Source organism: Streptomyces sp. NPDC005281, assembly GCF_040607495.1.
GTDB lineage: Bacteria > Actinomycetota > Actinomycetes > Streptomycetales > Streptomycetaceae > Streptomyces.
In genome coordinates this window covers 97,469-114,991 of sequence record NZ_JBEXGX010000021.1, presented here as the reverse complement: position 1 = coordinate 114,991, position 17,523 = coordinate 97,469, and the positions used below count along the sequence as shown (strand labels likewise).

Genomic DNA, 17,523 nt, shown 5'->3' with positions numbered 1-17,523 from the left:
TCCCCTAGCCGAGTTCTTTGTCCAGCAGCGCGAGAAGCTCTCCCGCCGAGGCCGCGCCGATCCGGTCGACGATGGCGACCGGCGGCCCGCCGTCGCCCGCGGTCGAACGGACTCGGCCCTGCAACTCGCCGAGCAGAGTGGAAATCGTGGCCCGGTCCTGCTCCGCGAGGGTGCGGAACGCGTCCTCGAGCCGGGCGCCCAGGTGCTCGATCTCCTTGACCAGGTGATCGGCCGGGGACTGCTGCGGGGCGCCGGAATCCGGGGTGATGCGCGTGCCCAGGAACTGGGCGACGGCGGTGGGGGTCGGGTGGTCGAACACGAGGGTGGCGGGCAGCTTCAGGCCGGTCACGGCCGCCAACTTGTTCCGCAGCTCCAGCGCCGTGAGCGAATCGATCCCCAGTGTCTTGAACGTCACCGCGGGACCGACCCGCCCGGTGTCGGCGTGACCGAGGACGAGCGCGGTCTGCGTCCGTACGGCATCCAGCAGCACCGACTGCGCCTCGTCCGCCGGCAGCGACCTCAGCCGCTGCTCGAGCGGCACGTCGGCGGCCTCCGAGCCCGCGGGGCCGCCGGCAGAATTCCGGGCGAGCGTGCGCAGGAGCGGCGAGGCCGTCTGCCCGGCCTGCGAGGTGCCCGCCGCCAGGTTCAGCAGTGCCGGCACGAGGACCGGCTCGTCGGCCGAGATCGCCGCGTCGAAGAGAGCGAGCCCCTCCTGCGACGACAGCGGCCGCACACCCCGGCGTTGCAGGCGCTCGACGTCGGCTTCGCTGATGTCGGCGCTCATGTCGCTGCGTTCGGCCCAGAAGCCCCAGCACAGTGCGCCGGCGGCGAGTCCGCGGCCGCGGCGGGCCTCGGCGAGGCCGTTGAGGAAGGCGTTGGCGGCGGCGTAGTTGGCCTGTCCGGGGGTGCCGAGCACGCTGGAGACGGAGGAGAACAGCACGAACGCGGACAGTCCCAGGTGCTCGGTCAGCTCGTGCAGGTGCCAGGCCCCGCGCACCTTCGGCGCGAGGACCGCGTCGAGGCGGTCCTTGGTCAAGGTCTCCACGACGCCGTCGTCCAGGACGCCGGCGCAGTGGATCACGGCTGTCAGGGGGTGCTCCGGGGGCACCGCGGCGATCAGTTCGGCGACGGCGTCGCGGCTGGTGACGTCGCAGGCCACGACGTCGACGTGGGCCCCGGCCGCGGTCAGTTCCTCACGCAGCGCCGCCGCCGCGGGGGCCGCCGGGCCGCGCCTGCTGGTCAGCACCAGCCGGCGCGCTCCGTGCCGCTGGACCAGGTGCCGGGCCAGGATCGCGCCGAGACCGCTGGTGCCGCCGGTGATGAGCACCGATCCGGAGCCGAGCGGGGCCGCCTCCTGTGCCCCGTCGCGGGACGCGCGGGCCGTGGACGCGGCGGGGGCGGGGGCCAGTTGGGGGGTGCTCACGCGGCCGGCCCGGATCTTGAGCTGGGCTTCTCCGGTGGCGGCGGCCGCCGGGAGACGGGCCCAGGACTCGGGCCGGCCGTCGGTGTCCACGAGCGTGAAGCGCTGCGGGTTCTCGGACTGCGCGGTGCGTACGAAGCCCCAGACCGCGGCCGCGGCGGGATCGGCGTGGGCGACCTGGTCGTCGCGGAAGGCGTCCCGGGTCACCAGGACCAGGCGGGAGGCGGAGAACCGCTCGTCGGCGAGCCAGTCCTGCGTCCACCGCAGCACGCGGTGCAGGCGCTGTTCGACGGCGGCAGGTACGTCCCCGCCGCCGATGCCGTCGGTGCCACCCCCGCCGCCGGTGCCGCCGGTGTCATCACCGTCGATGCGGGCGATGACGACGGGGGGTATCTCCGCGCCGGACGCGGCGGACGCGGCGAGCTGGGCGAGGTCGGTGAGGACCTCCCCGTCCGCCTGTCCCTCCAAGGGTGCTCCCAGCACCGCGTAGCGGCCCTCGGGCCGGCCGGAGGGAATCGCGACGGGGGCCCATTCGACCTGGAACAGCGCGTCCTGGTGGTCGAAGCCCAGCGCGGTCAGCTGCTCGGCGTCCACGGGCCGCAGGCTCAGCGAGGTGACGCCGCCGAGCGGCGTCCCGCTGCCGTCGGCGAGGGTCACCGACAGTGTGTTCTCGCCCGTGGGGGCGAGCCGCACGCGCAGGCCGGCGGCCGGGCGGGCGGAGTCGATGCGCAGTCCGGTGCAGTGGAAGGGCAGCCGGACCTCGGGCCGGGAGGTGTCGGTGGACTCCCCCGGGCCGGCCGGGAGCAGCGCGGCGGTCAGCAGCGCCGGGTGGATACGGAAGCCGCGGTGCTCCGCGACGTCGGCCGCGGGCGGTTCGACCTCGGCGAACAGGGTGTCGCCCTTGCGCCACACCGCGCGTGTGCCGCGTGGCAGGGGCCCGAGGCCGGCGGCGGCCGGTCCGGTGTGCGGGTCGTCGAGGGGCACGGCGGTGGCGCCCGGGGGCGGCCAGGTGGTGAGGCCGTCCTGGGCGGGGGCGGGTGCGGTGCCGGATCCGATGGTCCCGGTGGCGTTGCGCGTCCACCGGCTGTCGCCGTCGGCGCGCGAGTGCACGCCGATCACGCCCTTGCCGTCGGCCACGACGCGGATCTCGCGTTCGGCCGTGCGGGAGAGCACCAGCGGGGTTTCCAGGGTGAGTTCGTCGACGGCGTCGCAGCCCGCCCGGTGCGCCGCCCAGACGGCCAGTTCCGCCAGCGCGGCCCAGGGCACCAGGACGGCGCCGTGGACGACGTGGTCGGCGAGCCAGGGGTGGCGCTCCAGCGACAGGCGTCCGCTGCCCACCACTCCCCCGCGGCCGCCGTCGTCGGGCAGATCGATCACGGCGTCGAGCAGCGGGTGGTCACAGGTGCTCGCGGCGGTGGTCTCGGCGGGGGTGTTCAGCCAGTAGCGCCGGCGCTGGAAGGCGTACGTGGGCAGCTCGGCCCATCGGCCGTCCTCGCCCTCGAAGGCCGACTCCCACGACACCGGGAGGCCGGCGACGAAGGCTTCGGCGGCCGACCGGTACAGCCGGGCGAGGCCGCCCTCGCCGCGGCGCAGCGAGCCCACCACGAAGCCGGTGGCGCCGGGGGTGGTGTCGAACATCTCCTGGATGTTCAGCACGAGCAGCGGGTGCGGGCTGAGCTCGACGACGGCGCTGCCCGGCTCCTGTTCGACCAGGCGTGTCATGGCGGTGGCGAACTGCACGGGCCGGCGCAGGTTGCGGTACCAGTAGCCGGTGTCCAGTTCGAGGGGGTCGATCAGGCCGCCGGTGACGGTGGAGTAGATCGTCACCGGTGTGGGCCTGGGGGTGATGGGGCCGAGTTCCTGCTGGAGCCGGCCGTCGAAGCGGTCCATCAGCGGCGAGTGGCCGGGGACGCTGGACTTGATCAGGCGTGCGCGGGCGCCCTCGGCCTGGCAGGCCGCGACCAGTTCCTCGACGGCCGCGCTCTCGCCGGACACGGTGGTGGAGCCGGGTCCGTTGACGGCGGCGATGCCGATGCGGGACTCCTGGCCCGCGAGGAGCTGTCGTACGCGGTCCTCGGGCAGCAGGATGCCGGCCATGCTGCCCTGTCCGGTGACGGTGGCCAGGAGGCGGGAGCGCAGGGCCACGATCTTGGCGGCGTCCTTCAGGGTCAGGGCGCCCGCGACGTAGGCGGCGGCGATCTCGCCCTGGGAGTGGCCGATGACGACGTCGGGGCTCACTCCCAGCGAGCGCCACACCTGTGCCAGCGCGACCATCACCGCGAACAGCACCGGCTGGACGACGTCGATGTCCTCCAGGTCCGCCGAGTCCGGTCCGCCGCACACGGTGTCGATCAGCGACCAGGACACCCACGGCTCCAGCGCTTTCGCGCAGGCGTGCAGTTCGTCGGCGAAGACCGGGGAGGTCTCCATGAGTTCGCGGCCCATCGCGATCCACTGGGCGCCCTGGCCGGGGAAGACGAAGACGGTCTTGCCCACCGGCCCGGCGGCCGCGGACACCGTGCCCGCGGGGGCGGGCTCCTCCCCCGCGGCGACGGCGGTCAGGCGGGCCAGGAGTTCGTCCCGGCCGGCGCCGATGACCACCTGGCGGTGCTCGAACAGCGACCGGGTTCTCACCAGTGCCCGTCCGACGCCCGCGGCCGTCAGGCCGGTGTCCGCTGCCACGGTGTCGCGCAGCCGTGCCGCCTGATCGCGCAGTGCCTGCTTCGAGCGCGCCGACAGCACCCACGGCAGCGCCGCGCCGGTGGTGGGCGACGCGGCGTCACCGGCCGGGGCCCGGTCCGGCTCGACGGCGGCGGGGGCCTGTTCGAGGATCAGGTGGGCGTTGGTGCCGCTGATACCGAAGGACGACACTCCCGCGCGCCGGGGCCGGTCCTCGGCCGTGGTCCAGTCCCGGGCCTCGGTCAGCAGCTCCACCGCGCCCGTCGACCAGTCGACGTGGGTCGAGGGGTGATCGACGTGCAGGGTGCGGGGCAGCAGGCCGTGCCGCATCGCCATGATCATCTTGATGGTGCCGCCGACACCGGCGGCCGCCTGGGTGTGCCCGATGTTCGACTTCAACGACCCCAGCCACAGCGGGTCCTGGGCGGTGCGGTCCTGGCCGTAGGTGGCCAGCAGGGCCTCGGCCTCCATGGGGTCGCCGAGCCGGGTGCCGGTGCCGTGCGCCTCCACCGCGTCCACGTCGGCGAACGACAGCCCGGCATCGGCCAGGGCCGCCCGGATAACCCGCCGCTGGGCCAGCGTGTTCGGAGCGGTCAGACCGTTGGACGCGCCGTCCTGGTTGATCGCCGAGCCGCGGATCACGGCCCAGATCCGGCGGCCGTTGCGGCGCGCGTCACTGAGCCGCTCCAGGACCAGGACGCCCGCGCCCTCGGAGAAGCCGGTGCCGTCGGCCGCGTCGGCGAAGGCCTTGCACCGCCCGTCCGCCGACAGGCCCCGCTGCCGGGCGAGTTCGACGAACATCCCCGGGGTCGGCAGGGTCGACACCCCGCCGGCCAGCGCCAGCGTGCACTCCCCCGACCTCAGGGACCGTACGGCCTGGTGGATGGCGACGAGCGAGGCGGAGCAGGCGGTGTCGGTCGACACCGCCGGGCCCTCGAGGCCCAGCACGTACGCCACGCGGCCCGAGGCCACGCTGAGGTAGGTGCCGGTGATCTGGAAGCCCTCCACCTCGCCGGCCGCGCCGCCGCCGATCCTGGGGCCGTAGTCGACGCCGTACAGGCCGGTGAACACGCCGGTCTGCGAACCCCGCAGCGCCACCGGGTCGATGCCCGCCCGCTCCAGCGCCTCCCACGAGGTCTCCAGCATCAGCCGCTGCTGCGGGTCCATCGCCAGCGCCTCGCGCGGGCTGATGCCGAAGAACTCCGCGTCGAAGTCGGGGAGTTCGTGCAGGAATCCGCCGGTGCGGGTGTAGGTCCTGCCGTGCGCCTCGGGGTCGGGGTCGTAGAGCGCCTCCAGGTCCCAGCCGCGGTCCTGGGGGAAGTCGCCCATGGCGTCCACTTCGCCGCGGACGACTCCCCACAACTCCTCGGGGGAGGTCACCCCGCCCGGGAAGCGACACCCCACCCCCACGACGGCGATGGGCTCGCGCGCGGACTCCTCCAGCTCGCGCACCCGCTCGCGCAGTTCCTGCGCGTCGCCGACGGCACGTCGCAAGTAGGAGCGGAGCTTGTCGACTTCCTCCACCAGGGGCCTCCCTCAACGGTTGCTCGGAAAGAAACGGGTGCGACTACAGGTAGACGGGTGCGGCTACAGGTATCCGCGGTCGATCAGGGCGTAGAGGTCGTCGTCGCTGCGGTCCTCGGGACCTGTCTCCCGCACCGGCCGGGCGGCCTCGGGGGCCGGCGGCTCCAGGAGGGAGAAGAGGTGGTCGGCGAGCCGGCGCGGCGTGGGGTGGCTGAAGGCGACGGTGGCCGGGAGCCGTACCGCGGTCGCCGCGTTGAGCCGGTTGCGCAGCTCCACCGCCATCGAGGAGTCGAAGCCCAGGGCCTTGAAGGTGTCGTCCGCCCGCGCCTGGAGTTCGGCGGGCGTCAGCCCCACGCCCTTCGCGGCGAGGAGGACGGCCGTCTCGGCGCACACCAGGGTGCGGGCCGCCGACGGCGAGTCCGGGCCCGCCGGGCGCACGTCCGGGCCGTCCGCGTGCGCGGTGGGATCGTTCGTGCCGGCGGGCGCGGTCAGCCAGTGGCGCTGCCGCTGGAAGGGGTAGGTGGGCAGGCCGATCCGGCGCGGCCGGCCGGGGGTGAAGGCCGCCGTCCAGTCCACCGGCACGCCGCGCACGTGCAGTTCGGCCAGCGACGCCAGGACCTTGCCGGCGCTCCCGTCGTGGCGGCTGAGGGTGCCCACCACCGTGGGCGCGGCGGCCAGCGCGTCGGCGGCCTCCTCCATCGCCACCTGGAGCACGGGGTGCGGGCTGATCTCCACGTACACGCCGCCGCGTTCGCGCATCAGGTTCTCCACGACCTCGCCGAAACGGACGGTCGAGCGCAGGTTGTCGTACCAGTACGAGGCGTCGAGCCGGCGGGGGTCGATGGGTGCGGCGGTGACGGTGGAGTGGAACTCCACCGCCGTCTCCCGCGGGGTGACGCCGGCCGCGGCTTCGAGGACCTGGTCGCGGATGCGTTCGACCTGGTGGGAGTGGGAGGCGTATTCGACCTTGACGCGGCGGACCCGGACGCCGTCCTCGGCGGCCCGGGCGGTGAACTCCTCCAGTGCCTCGAGGTCTCCGGCGATCACCACGGAGGCCGGTCCGTTGACGGCGGCCACGGACAGCCGCCCGGACCAGCCCTCCAGCAGCTCCTCGACCCGGGCCAGGGGCGCGGCGACCGCGTGCAGGCCGCCCAGGCCGGCCAGCGCGGTCAGCGCCTGGCTGCGCAGGGCGACGATCCGCGCCGCGTCCTTGAGGGAGAGCGCGCCGGCCGCGCAGGCCGCGGCGATCTCTCCCTGCGAGTGCCCCACCACCACGTCGGGGACCACTCCCAGGGAGCGCCACAGTTCGGCGAGGGAGACCATCATCGCGAACAGGGCGGGCTGGACGACGGCGTCGCCGCGCTCCAGCGACGGCGCCGACTCCGCCCCGGTCACCAGGTCCACCAGGGACCAGTCCAGCCACGGCTGAAACGCCTTCGCGCAGGCGTCGACGGCGCGGGCGAAGACCTCGGACTCGGCGTAGAGCTGTCTGCCCATGCCCAGCCACTGCGATCCCTGGCCGGGGAAGACGAAGACGACCGGGCCCGTGGCGGTGGTGGCGGTGCCGCGCACGGCGCGTGCCGCGGCTCCGCCGGCGGCCACCACCTCCAGGGCGGCCAGGGCCTGTTCGCGGTCGTCGGCCAGGACGACGGCCCGGTGCTCGAACGGGGAGCGGGTCGTAAGGAGCGAGTGCCCGATCTCGGCCGCCGGCAGGGACGCGTCGGCGCTCAGCAGGTCGTGCAGCCGCCCCGCCTGCTGCCGCAGGGCCTGCTCCGAGCGGGCGGAGAGTACCCAGGGCACCGGCCCGGTGACGGCCGCCGGGGTCGCGTTCCCCTGGTGGGCGGGGAGTTCGGTGTGTGTGTCGGGGGCCTGTTCGAGGATGACGTGGGCGTTGGTGCCGCCCATCCCGATGGAGGACACCCCGGCCCGGCGTGGCCGGCCGGGTTCGCCCAGCCAGGGCCGCGTGGCGCGCGGGACGTCGAAGTCGTCGTGGAAGCCGGGGACGGCGGGGCTCGGGGTGGTGAAGTCCGGGTGGGGCACCAGGTGGGCGCGCTCCACGCAGAGCGCGGCCTTCACAAAGCCGGTGATGCCAGCGGCCGGCTCCAGGTGGCCGACGTTCGCCTTCACCGAGCCGATGGCCAGGGGGCGGCTGCGCCCGCTCGCCCGGAACGCCTCCCGCAGGCCGCTCAGTTCGGCCGGATCGCCGAGCCGGGTGCCGGTGCCGTGGGCCTCGACGTAGTCGACGTCCTCGAACGAGAGGCCCGCGCGGCGCACGGCGGAGAGCACGGCCGACGCCTGCCCGGTGGGGCTGGGGTCCGGCATCCGGGAGGACGCGCCGCCGCTGCGGACGCCCCAGCCGCGCACCACCGCGTAGATGTGGTCGCCGTCGGCGACGGCGAGGTCGAGGCGCTTCAGTACGACGAACGCGCCGCCCTCGCCGCGGACGAAGCCGTTGGCCCGCCGGTCGAAGGGGAAGCAGCGGCCGTCGGGTGAGAGCGCGCCCAGGTTCGCCAGGCCCGCTCCCGCCTCGGGGTCGACGATCAGGTGCACGCCGCCCGCGATCGCCATGTCCACCGCGCCGCCGCCGATCCGTTCGCAGGTCAGCGCGAGCGACACCAGGGAGGAGGACTGGCCCGAGTCCGCGCACAGGCTCATGCCGCGGACGTCGAACAGGTGCGAGATCCGGTTCGCGATCAGGGCGCCGCTGGAGCCGAGCGCGGCATAGTGGTCGTCCCTGTCGCTGCCGGAGAGCTTGCGCAGCAGTTCGTAGCCGGAGGGTCCGGCGCCGACCACGACGTCGATCTCGCGGCCGGCCAGGGCGGCGGCGGGCAGGCGGGCGTCCTCGACGGCTTCCCAGGCGAGTTCGAGGCCGAGCCTTTGCACGGGGTCCATGGCCGCGGCTTCCCCGGGCGCGGTGTCGAAGAAGGCGGCGTCGAAGCCGTCGACGGAGTCGAGGAAGGAGCCCGAGCCCAGGGTGGCGGCGTCCGGGTGGGACAGGTACGCCGACTGCGCGTCGGCGGCCCGTCGCGGCGGGAACGTGCCGATGGTCGACCGGCCCTCGCGCAGCAGGTCCCAGAACTCGGCGACGCCGTGCACTCCGGGGAAGCGGCACGACATCCCGATCACGGCAACATCGGTGGCTGCGCCACGCATGGGTGTTCCTTCCGGTTCCTTCGGTGTACGGCGGGCACGAGCGGCGGTACGGCGGGCAGGCGCGGCCGCTCGGCGGGGTACGCGCGGCGGCACGGCGGGTACGAACGGCGGCAGGGCGCTCACGGCCGCGGGCGGTGGCAGGGTGCTCACAGCCAGCGGGTGAGCAGCTTCGTCAGTTCGTCCGGGGCGTTCATGAAGTCGTAGTGGCCGCCGCCGATCACGCGGAACTCGACCAGGTCGGCGTAGTCGCGCCAGCCCTGGAGATCGGCCGGGGTCACGTCCTGGTCGTCCTGCCAGTGCAGGACGACGACGGGACAGTCCACCGCGGCCGGTGTCTCGCGCCGGTATTTCTTGGCGGCCGCGTGGTCGCGGAGCAGGACCATGAGGCCCAGGTCGAGCATGTCGGGGCGTGGCTCGATGCCCCGGCCGCGGACGAACGCCTCGACCTCCGCACGCAGTTCGGGCTCGGTCATGGTGAGCATCCGGTCGCGTGAGGCGTCGTGCGGGGCCGGCTGGCCGGACACGAACAGGCGGTCCGGTGTGGGCAGTCCGGCTTCGGCGAGCCTGAGCACGGTCTCGTAGGCGGGCAGCGCGCCCGCGCAGTGCGCGAAGAACGCGAACGGCCGGTCGAGGAGCGGCGTCAGGGGTTCGACGAGGTCGGCGGCGAGTTGCTCGTAGGTGCCGTAGTGGGGGTGGCCCAGCCGGTTCTCGCGGCCGGGGAACTGCACCGGGCAGATCTCGAGGTCGCCGAGCGCGGCCGGCCAGGCGCTGAAGGCGGAGGCGCCCGATCCGGAGAAGGGGAAGCAGAAGAGCCGGGCCGTGTGGCCGGTGGACGGCGGCCGGACGAACCACGGCGAGGGGGCGACGGCGGATCCGGTGGTCATGGCGTCTTTCGTTTCTGCGCGACGATGGGGAGGTGGGTCATCCCGGCGATGAAGTACGACCGCAGGTGCTGCGGTTCACCGGCGGACTCGATCGGTCCGAACCGCTCCAGCAGTTCCTCGAAGAAGATCCGCAGGGTCAGCCGGGCCAGCGGGGCTCCGATGCAGAAGTGCGGGCCGAACCCGAACGCGACATGCCGCTTGGCGTTGGGGCGGGTGAGGTCGAAGGTGTGCGGATCGGGGAACAGGGACTCGTCCCGGTTGGCCGAGCCGATCCAGGCGACGACCGCCGCGCGGGCCGGGATCGTGCCGCCGCCGATGGGGATGTCGTCCACCGCGTAGCGCATGAAGTTGCAGGCGGCCGAGGTCCAGCGCAGCCCTTCCTCGACCAGGTTCGGGATCAGCGTCGGGTCGGCCTGCGCCTTCTCGAACTGCTCGGGCCGCTCGATGAGGGCCTGCACGGTGCCCGAGACGGTGTGCGGCGTGGTGACGTTGGCGCCCAGGAGGATGCTGTAGCCGTCGAGGGCGATCTCCTCGTCGCTCAGCGGTGCGCCGCCGGCGCTGACGCTCATGAGGTGGGCGAGCAGGGTGTGGTCCTCGCCGCCGGCCGCGCGGCGCCTTCTGACCCACTGGGTGACGTAGTCGACCAGCTCGTGGTGGGAGATGGCCAGCGTGGCGGCCTCGTGGCCGACCATGAAGTGCGGGTCCGAGGGGGCGGTGACCATCGCGGTCAGCTGGACGAGTTCCTCCCAGTCCTTGGCGGGGATGCCGAGGAGCGGGCCGGTGACCATCGCCGGGAGGAGCAGAGCCCGTTCGGCGAGGTCGAAGGTGTCGCCGTCGAGAGCCGGCTGGAGGAAGCGCCGGATCGTCCCGCGGATCGAGTCCTCCCAGGACTTCACCGCCCGGGCGGTGAGCGTGGAGCCGAGCGGCCGGCGGACCTCGGTGTGCCGGGGCGGGTCGGTGGAGGTGAGCAGCTTGCCCGCGGCGGGGTCGTCGATCCCGACGTGGGTGGGTGTGGTGCCGCGTTCGGAGGTGAACTCGCGGTGGTCGCCGAGTACGCGGCAGACGTCCTCGTGGCGGGTCACCGACCAGAACTCCCGCCCGTCGGGCAGGACTTGGTGGTGCAGCGGTGCCTTCGCGCGCATCGCGTCCCATACCGGGTGCGGATCGCCCGAGGTGTACAGGTCCAGGTCGAACAGGTCGAGGGTGTCGAGGTCGATGTCGCGCGCGGGACCCGGCGTCAGCCTCACGTCCTGGTCCTCCCCTGCTCGATCAGTTCGGCGACCCGGGTGGGGGTCTGTGCCAGGTAGAAGTCGCGCACGGACAGCTGGACGCCGTAGTCCCGCGCCACCTGCTCGATGATTTTGATTCCGGTGAGCGAGTTGCCGCCGAGCACGAAGAAGTCGTCCTGCGGCCCGACTTCACGGTCGCCGAAGTGTGCCGCCCACAGTGCCGAGACTTCCCTTACGAGCGATGCCGGCGCGGTGCCGGACCCGGTCTCGTCCTCCGGCGTCCCGTCCTGTCCGTCCCGCTGGTTGATCACCTTCGGCGAAGATTCCATTTCCAGCCTTTTCCTTCCCCTGTCGAACGGGAATGCCCGTCCCTGCCGCTGCCGGAAGGCCGACGCGGTGACCCGGCAGACCCGGAAGTGGTGGATCGCCTATTCGAAAGGCATGCCCGAAGTCACCGCGCTGCCACGGTAGATGGCCGGGGAAACGCCGGGCAAGAGATGACAGTGCGGACGGGACCGCAAGGCGGCACGTTGTCCTGCCGGCAGGACAGCCGGTTTCCTCTCGGCCCTGTTCGCAGGCGTACGCCGGGCGGCGGACGGACCGGCCGGATCGGCCAAGTCCCGTGCTTCACCGCGTCGTTGCCTTGCACAACCGGGAAGAATTATGGTGACGATCGGGTGGAACGCCCAGCGGTTTCCGGGCGCCTCGGACAATCATGTGCTGGAGGGGATTTCCTTGCTGAAGTCGGAACGGCTTGCGGTACTGCCCATCGATTCGTACGACCTGGGCCCGGAATTGTCCATCGTGGACGAGCACGAATACGGCGGCGAATACGACACCTTCACCTTCGGGTCGTGGTCGTCCCATGTGCTGGCCAACGGCAGCGGCGCCGATTCCGACGTCGCTTTCCGCCCCCACGAGGGCAGCCTTTCCCTGACCGAACTGGGAAAGAAGCTGCCGAACATCATGTCCCTGGTGACCGCGCATTTCCCCCTGGACCGGCTTCAGTGGGTGCGTGTCTTCGCCCTGCGTGAGGGGATCATCGCCCCGCACGTGGACTTCCTGGAGTGGGCGAAGCCGGGCACGCGGCTCCAGATTCCGCTGCGCACCGGCGAGGAGTCGCTGCACTCCGAGAACGACATCGTCTACCACATCCGCCGCGGCGAGGTGTGGAAGATCCACTCGACCGACCCGCACTCGGCGCGCAGCACGTCCGCCACCGCCCGGCTCTCGCTGTGCCTCGACTTCGCGGACGCCGAGGAGCCGATCGCGATCCGCGGCACCGTCCCCGCGAGCGAGCCGATCCGCGTCGTCGGGCGCCCGGAGCCGACCGAGGCGCAGATCGAGGAACTCATCGCCTCCGCCGCAGCCGGTCTGACGCTCACGACCATGCGGCCGGCCTTCCGCCCGTTCGCGGAGCTGCACTTCGAGCGGCACGCGCACGCCACCGCGGCGTTCGACTGGTATCTGGAGGCGGCGCGGCGCACCGGCGACGAGGACATCGTCGACAAGGCCCAGGCCTTTCGCACGTACTGCATCGAGAAGCGGGGCGACGGCGAGGCGTTCGACTGGTGAGAGCGCCGCTTGGGCCGACGGCGGGCCGGGTTCCGGGGCAGTGCCCTGGAACCCGGCCCGCCGTCGGCCAGAAGCAGCGGTAGCCCGGTGCGACGCACTCGCCCGCCCGCCGCTGCCCGCGCCGCACGGTCAGGGGGGTGCCCCGTCCCGTCCGGGACGGGGCACCGTCGGCCGGCAGGGCCGGGTCATCCCTTCGTGGTGCCCGCGCGCAGACGCTCGATCATGTGCCGGGTCGTCTCGATGGGGCTCTCCTCGGGGAGGTCCCGGGTCCGCGACGGCAGTGCCGCGTTGAGCTTGGCCACCTTGTCGTTCCAGTCCTCCTGGCCGGCGAAGGGGACCGTCTCGCCCTCCTGGTAGGTGGGGAAGGGACGGTAGTTGTTCAGGCTGGCCGCGTCGGTCCCGCGTACCAGCAGCGGGTCGAGATAGATCCCCTCGCTGTGGATGCGGGTGGTCGTGGAGATGTAGCCGATGTCCAGACCGCAGCGCCGCTTGGCGGAGGTGTTCGCCTCCGAGTGGTGCAGCAGGTGCGGGTGGTGGATGGAGACATCGCCCGGCTGGAGCTCGATGTCCACGACGCCGCGCTTGTCGATCCACTCCCGCACGATCTCCTCGTCCGAGGCGGAGAAGAGCATGTTGTCCGTGTCCGTGCGCAACGAGGGCTTGTGCAGCGGCAGTTCGTGGCTGCCGGGGATCATCCGCAGGCAGCCGTTCTGCGTGCTGCTCTCGTCGACGGCCAGCCACACCGTCAGCGCCTCCATCGGGCTCAGCGTCCAGTACGCGCCGTCCTGGTGCCACAGCACGGGCTGCCCGTTGTAGGGGGGCTTGCAGATGTAGTGGGCGGTGAAGCAGCCCAGATCGGGGCCGAGGAAGAACTCCGCTATGTCCACCAGGCGGGGGTCGGAGACCAGGCGTGCCCAGAAGGCGTCGTTGCGGATCAGCGGGTGGTGGAAGTGCTCGGGACGCAGGTCCGGGTACTTGCGGGTGAGCCAGTCGACGTGGGCGGCCGTCTCCTCCAGGAGCTCTTGGGGAATGACATTGCGGATGATGGAGAAGCCCTGCTCGGCGTATTCCTTCGCCGCCTTCTCCAGCACGCCTTCGTCAAGTGTGGTCATGCGTCAACTCCTTCTCAGGTGTCGGATACCGCTTGCCGCGCGAAAAAGGGTGCACAAAGCCGTATCGGCGTACCGTTTTCCGGCTCCGTGAATGCGGCGCGGGCCGTGTGCGGGTGGTCGAATGGAGGGTCGGCGCGGCATCGCCACATGCGGCCGCTCATCGGCCGGGCGGACGGCCGGCGGCCCGGCCGTTCGCCGGGTGACACCGGCCGGTCGTGGCGGCAGTACCCGTGCCTTCTCGCGGTTCGCCCAGCAGTTCCATACTCTCTCCGCCGCCCGATGAGGGTGTCAACGTCTCAAGGAGCTCACGGCTTTCTCGATGGCGCGCCCGCGTTTTCGGTATTGCGCGCCGGCCGGTCCGGATGTCGATCCGCACTGTCCCGCTGACGGGACAGGATGCACGAAAACCGCTGTGCCGAAAGGGCCCGGCAGCGGGAATCGACCCTTTCTCCAGTGATTTTCTTTCACCGTTCGAGGGGGGCCGCATATGTTCTTGAGCACCCCGACGAGGCAGCATTCGACCGACACCAGCTCAAGGCTGAGTTGTCCGGCGGACGAGGATGACGTGACTATGCCCAGACAAGCAGGACCGATCCGGCTGAGTGTCACCGACCTGCACGCGTCGGTCGACGATCCCGCGCTCACTTCCATGACGCTGCTCAACGAACTCGCCGGACGGTATCCGGAAGCGGTGTCGTTCTCCGCGGGCCGCCCGTTCGAAGGCTTCTACGACGTCGATGACCTCTCCCGTCACCTGGAAACGTTCCGGAACCATCTGGAGGGCGAGAAGGGCATGCCCGCGGAACAGGTGCGGCGCACGTTCTTCCAGTACGGGCGCACCAAGGGGTTCATCCACGAACTCATAGCGCGCCAGCTGGAGGTCGACGAGGGCCTGAGGGTCGACCCGGAGAGCATCGTGGTGACCACCGGCTGCCAGGAGGCGATGGTGCTGCTGCTGCGCACCCTCGTCCGCGACACCCGCGACGTCGTCCTGGCCGCCACCCCCAACTACGTCGGGTTCATCGGCGCGGCCCGGGTGGCCGGCGCACCGCTGCGTTCCGTGCGCGAGCACGAGGGGGGCATCGATCTGGAGGACCTGGAGCGCCAGATACGGGCGGCGCGGCGCGAGGGCCTGCGCCCGCGGGCCTGTTACGTCGTCCCCGACTTCGCCAACCCCAGTGGCGCGAGCATGTCGTTGGCGGACCGGATCGCCCTGCTGGAGCTGGCGCGGCGGGAGGGGATCCTCGTCGTCGAGGACAACCCCTACGCCCTCTTTCGCGCGGGCGGTTCCCCGCTGCCCATGCTCAAGACCCTGGACGAGTGGCATCAGGTGATCCATCTCGGGTCGTTCGCGAAGTCCGCCTTCGCCGGCGCCCGCGTGGGCTACGTCATCGCCGACCAGCCGGTGACGGCGACGGGCGCCGCGCACGAGGAGCCGGTGCTGCTCGCCGACCATCTCGCCAAGCTCAAGAGCATGGTCACGCTCAACACCTCGACCGTCGCGCAGGCGGTGATCGGCGGATACCTGCTGGAGAACGGGTGCAGTCTCAAGCGGGCCACCGCCCGCGAGGCCGCCGTCTACCGCCGCAACCTGGCGGCCGTGCTGGAGAGTCTGCACCGCGTCTTCGCACCCGTGCCGGGGGCCCGGCAGGACGTCACGTGGAACACGCCCGAGGGCGGGATGTTCGTCGTCCTCACGCTGCCGTTCCGGGCGGACGACGCCATGCTCGAGTACTCGGCCTCCCGGTTCGGTGTCCTGTGGACACCCATGGACCACTTCTACGGCGGCACGTCCGGGTTCCACCAGGCCCGGCTCTCCTTCAGCGTGCTCACCCCCGAGCAGATCGCCCTGGGCGTCGAGCGGCTGGGCAAACTCGTCCAGGACCAGCGCGCACGCCACCACGATGCCGCCCCCGCGCGGGGCGGCCACGGCCGGCTGCTGGAGCCCCAGACCGCGTGAGCGGCGGGCAGGGAGAAGGCCCCCGGACGCGGTGCGTCCGGGGGCCTTCGGTTCGTGCTCGCGCGGGTCGGGTGTTCGCCGCCGTAGCGGGGTGGACGCCGGCGGCGTCCTGGGTGCGGCGGCACGGCGCCGCCCCGGCGAGGTGTGGTCGCCGGGGCGGCTGGGTGGGGGGCGGCCGGCAGGTGCCGGCCGGCGGGGGTCGGGTCAGGCGCGCTTCTTGAACGTGGACAGCGCCCACACGTAGCCGAGGACGGCGAAGCCGAGGCACCAGGCGATCGCCGCGATCGCGTCGCCGTGGGAGACATGGCCGGCCAGCAGTCCGCGCAGCGTCTCGATGATCGGGGTGAAGGGCTGGTACTGGGCGAACTGCTTCACGCCGGCGCCCATGGTGTCCGCGGGCACGAACGCGCTGCTCAGGAACGGCAGCATGATCAGTGGCACGGTGGCCAGGCCGGCCGACTCGGTGGTCTTGGCGGCCAGGCCCATGGCGACGGTGAGCCAGCTGGCGCCGACGGCGAGGAGCACGAAGAGGCCGAGGACGCCGAGCCAGTCCAGGGCGCTCGCCCGGGGGTCGAATCCCATGGCGAAGGCGACGCCGACGATGGCGGCGCAGGCCACCAGGCAGCGCACGGTGGTGACGACGACGTGTCCGGTGAGCATGGCTCCGCGGGAGACGTCCATGGTCTTGAACCGGTTGATGATGCCCTTGGTCATGTCGTCGTTCACGGCCGTCGCGGTGGCCCCGAGGCCGTAGCTGACGGCCATCACGAGCAGGCCCGGCGTCGCGTAGTCGATGTAGTGCTCGCCGACGCTGAAGGCGCCGCCGAACACCTTGACGAACATCAGCATGATGACGATCGGGAACAGGACCGCGTTGAACACCGTGGTGGGGTTGCGCAGGGTGTGCTTCACGTTGCGGCGCAACATGATGCTCGAGTCGGCGAACGCCGTCGCGACCGTGCTCATCGCGCGATCGCCTCCTTCTTCTTGCTCGTGTCCTCGGCCGCCTCGGTGTCCTTGCCGGTGTGCTCGGTCAGGGCGAGGAAGACGTCGTCGAGGTCGGGGGTGTGCACGGAGAATTCCTGTGCGTCGAGGGTGTGTTCGTCGAGACGGTCCAGCAGGGCCCGCAGCGACCTCGACCGGCCGTCGCTGGGCACCCGCAGGATCAGTTCCTCGTCGTCCCGGGTGGAACCGTCGAAGATCCGCGCGGCGGAGTCGAGCTGGAAGGCGTCGGTGAAACGGAGCCGTACGTGGGTGCCGGGGATCTGGCGCTTGAGTTCGTCGGCCGTGCCCTGGGCGACCAGACGGCCCTGGTTGAGGACGGCGATCCGGTCGGCGAGCTGGTCCGCCTCCTCGAGGTACTGGGTGGTGAGGAAGATGGTGGTGCCCTCGGCCACCAGCTCGCGGACGATCCCCCACAGGGTGCGCCGGCTGCGCGGGTCGAGACCCGTCGTCGGCTCGTCGAGGAAGATGATCTGCGGGCTGCCGACGAGGGTCATCGCCAGGTCCAGCTTGCGGCGCATGCCGCCGGAGTAGGCGGATGCCAGCTTGTCCGCCGACTCCCCCAGGTCGAACCGCTCCAGCAGCCGCGTGACCACCTGGCCGCCGTTGCACACGCGCTTGAGGTCCGCCATCAGCTGCAGGTTCTCGCGGCCCGACAGCAGATCGTCCACTGCGGCGAACTGGCCGGTCACGCCGATGGCGGCGCGTACCTCCTTGGTCGCACTCACCACGTCGTGCCCGGCGACGTGCACCGTCCCGGCGTCGGCGGTGAGCAGTGTGGTGAGGACGTTCACCGTAGTCGTCTTGCCCGCTCCGTTGGGACCGAGCAGGGAGAAGACCGATCCTGCGGCGACCTCGAGGTCGATGCCGTCGAGCACGACCTTGTCGCCATATGCCTTGCGCAGCCCTGTCACTGCGATAGCGGAACTCTTCATGCGCACGACTGTCCCGGGTGGGCCTGACAATGCCCTGTCACACCCCTGGC

Annotated in this window: 10 protein-coding genes; 2 read left to right on the top strand and 8 right to left on the bottom strand. The window is 72.1% G+C overall.

Annotated elements, in window-relative coordinates:
* Nucleotides 1-4: 4 nt before the first annotated feature.
* The 5 genes from ABZV42_RS27540 to ABZV42_RS27520 form a co-directional block, all read right to left on the bottom strand.
* The gene (locus tag ABZV42_RS27540; RefSeq protein ID WP_356054034.1) at nt 5-5,623 is read right to left on the bottom strand and encodes an SDR family NAD(P)-dependent oxidoreductase; all 5,619 of its coding nucleotides are present in this window, start codon (nt 5,621-5,623) and stop codon (nt 5-7) included.
* 63 nt (nt 5,624-5,686) lie between these two features.
* The gene (locus ABZV42_RS27535) at nt 5,687-8,776 is read right to left on the bottom strand and encodes a type I polyketide synthase (RefSeq protein WP_356054032.1); all 3,090 of its coding nucleotides are present in this window, start codon (nt 8,774-8,776) and stop codon (nt 5,687-5,689) included.
* A gap of 146 nt (nt 8,777-8,922) precedes the next feature.
* A complete protein-coding gene (locus ABZV42_RS27530) occupies nt 8,923-9,660 on the bottom strand; it encodes a thioesterase domain-containing protein (RefSeq protein WP_356054030.1) in 738 nt (245 codons plus the stop codon).
* A complete protein-coding gene (locus ABZV42_RS27525; protein ID WP_355989681.1) occupies nt 9,657-10,907 on the bottom strand; it encodes a cytochrome P450 in 1,251 nt (416 codons plus the stop codon). The genes ABZV42_RS27530 and ABZV42_RS27525 overlap by 4 nt, the downstream gene beginning before the upstream one ends.
* Nucleotides 10,904-11,218 carry a phosphopantetheine-binding protein gene (locus tag ABZV42_RS27520; protein WP_355989683.1) on the bottom strand — a complete coding sequence of 105 codons (315 nt, stop codon included), beginning with the start codon at nt 11,216-11,218 and terminating at the stop codon, nt 10,904-10,906. The genes ABZV42_RS27525 and ABZV42_RS27520 overlap by 4 nt, the downstream gene beginning before the upstream one ends.
* Nucleotides 11,219-11,552: 334 nt before the next feature.
* On the opposite strand from ABZV42_RS27520, the gene ABZV42_RS27515 reads away from it, so the two are divergent.
* Entirely contained in the window at nt 11,553-12,464 is a 912-nt protein-coding gene (locus ABZV42_RS27515; RefSeq protein ID WP_355989685.1) for a putative nonproteinogenic amino acid hydroxylase, read from the top strand.
* Between the two features lie 185 nt (nt 12,465-12,649).
* On the opposite strand, the gene ABZV42_RS27510 is transcribed toward ABZV42_RS27515, so the two are convergent.
* Nucleotides 12,650-13,576, bottom strand: a complete 927-nt coding sequence (locus ABZV42_RS27510) for a phytanoyl-CoA dioxygenase family protein (protein ID WP_356054028.1) — start codon at nt 13,574-13,576, stop codon at nt 12,650-12,652.
* A gap of 571 nt (nt 13,577-14,147) precedes the next feature.
* Between ABZV42_RS27510 and ABZV42_RS27505 the strand changes: the two genes are divergently transcribed.
* The gene (locus ABZV42_RS27505) at nt 14,148-15,536 is read left to right on the top strand and encodes a PLP-dependent aminotransferase family protein (protein ID WP_356054026.1); all 1,389 of its coding nucleotides are present in this window, start codon (nt 14,148-14,150) and stop codon (nt 15,534-15,536) included.
* Between the two features lie 204 nt (nt 15,537-15,740).
* On the opposite strand, the gene ABZV42_RS27500 is transcribed toward ABZV42_RS27505, so the two are convergent.
* Nucleotides 15,741-16,502 (bottom strand): ABC transporter permease, encoded by a 762-nt coding sequence (locus ABZV42_RS27500; protein WP_355985536.1) that lies wholly within the window; start codon nt 16,500-16,502, stop codon nt 15,741-15,743.
* Nucleotides 16,499-17,473, bottom strand: coding sequence for an ATP-binding cassette domain-containing protein (locus ABZV42_RS27495; RefSeq protein WP_356054024.1), 975 nt, complete (start codon nt 17,471-17,473; stop codon nt 16,499-16,501). Before ABZV42_RS27495 ends, ABZV42_RS27500 begins: the two co-directional genes overlap by 4 nt.
* Nucleotides 17,474-17,523 lie beyond the last annotated feature (50 nt).

Excerpts from the sequence above, each read along its gene's own strand:
- ABZV42_RS27535 (WP_356054032.1), bottom strand. The coding sequence starts at position 8,776 with ATGCGTGGCGCAGCCACCGATGTTGCCGTGATCGGGATGTCGTGCCGC.
- ABZV42_RS27530 (WP_356054030.1), bottom strand. The coding sequence starts at position 9,660 with ATGACCACCGGATCCGCCGTCGCCCCCTCGCCGTGGTTCGTCCGGCCG.
- ABZV42_RS27520 (WP_355989683.1), bottom strand. The coding sequence starts at position 11,218 with ATGGAATCTTCGCCGAAGGTGATCAACCAGCGGGACGGACAGGACGGG.
- ABZV42_RS27515 (WP_355989685.1), top strand. The coding sequence starts at position 11,553 with ATGGTGACGATCGGGTGGAACGCCCAGCGGTTTCCGGGCGCCTCGGAC.
- ABZV42_RS27510 (WP_356054028.1), bottom strand. The coding sequence starts at position 13,576 with ATGACCACACTTGACGAAGGCGTGCTGGAGAAGGCGGCGAAGGAATAC.
- ABZV42_RS27505 (WP_356054026.1), top strand. The coding sequence starts at position 14,148 with ATGCCCAGACAAGCAGGACCGATCCGGCTGAGTGTCACCGACCTGCAC.
- ABZV42_RS27500 (WP_355985536.1), bottom strand. The coding sequence starts at position 16,502 with ATGAGCACGGTCGCGACGGCGTTCGCCGACTCGAGCATCATGTTGCGC.
- ABZV42_RS27495 (WP_356054024.1), bottom strand. The coding sequence starts at position 17,473 with ATGAAGAGTTCCGCTATCGCAGTGACAGGGCTGCGCAAGGCATATGGC.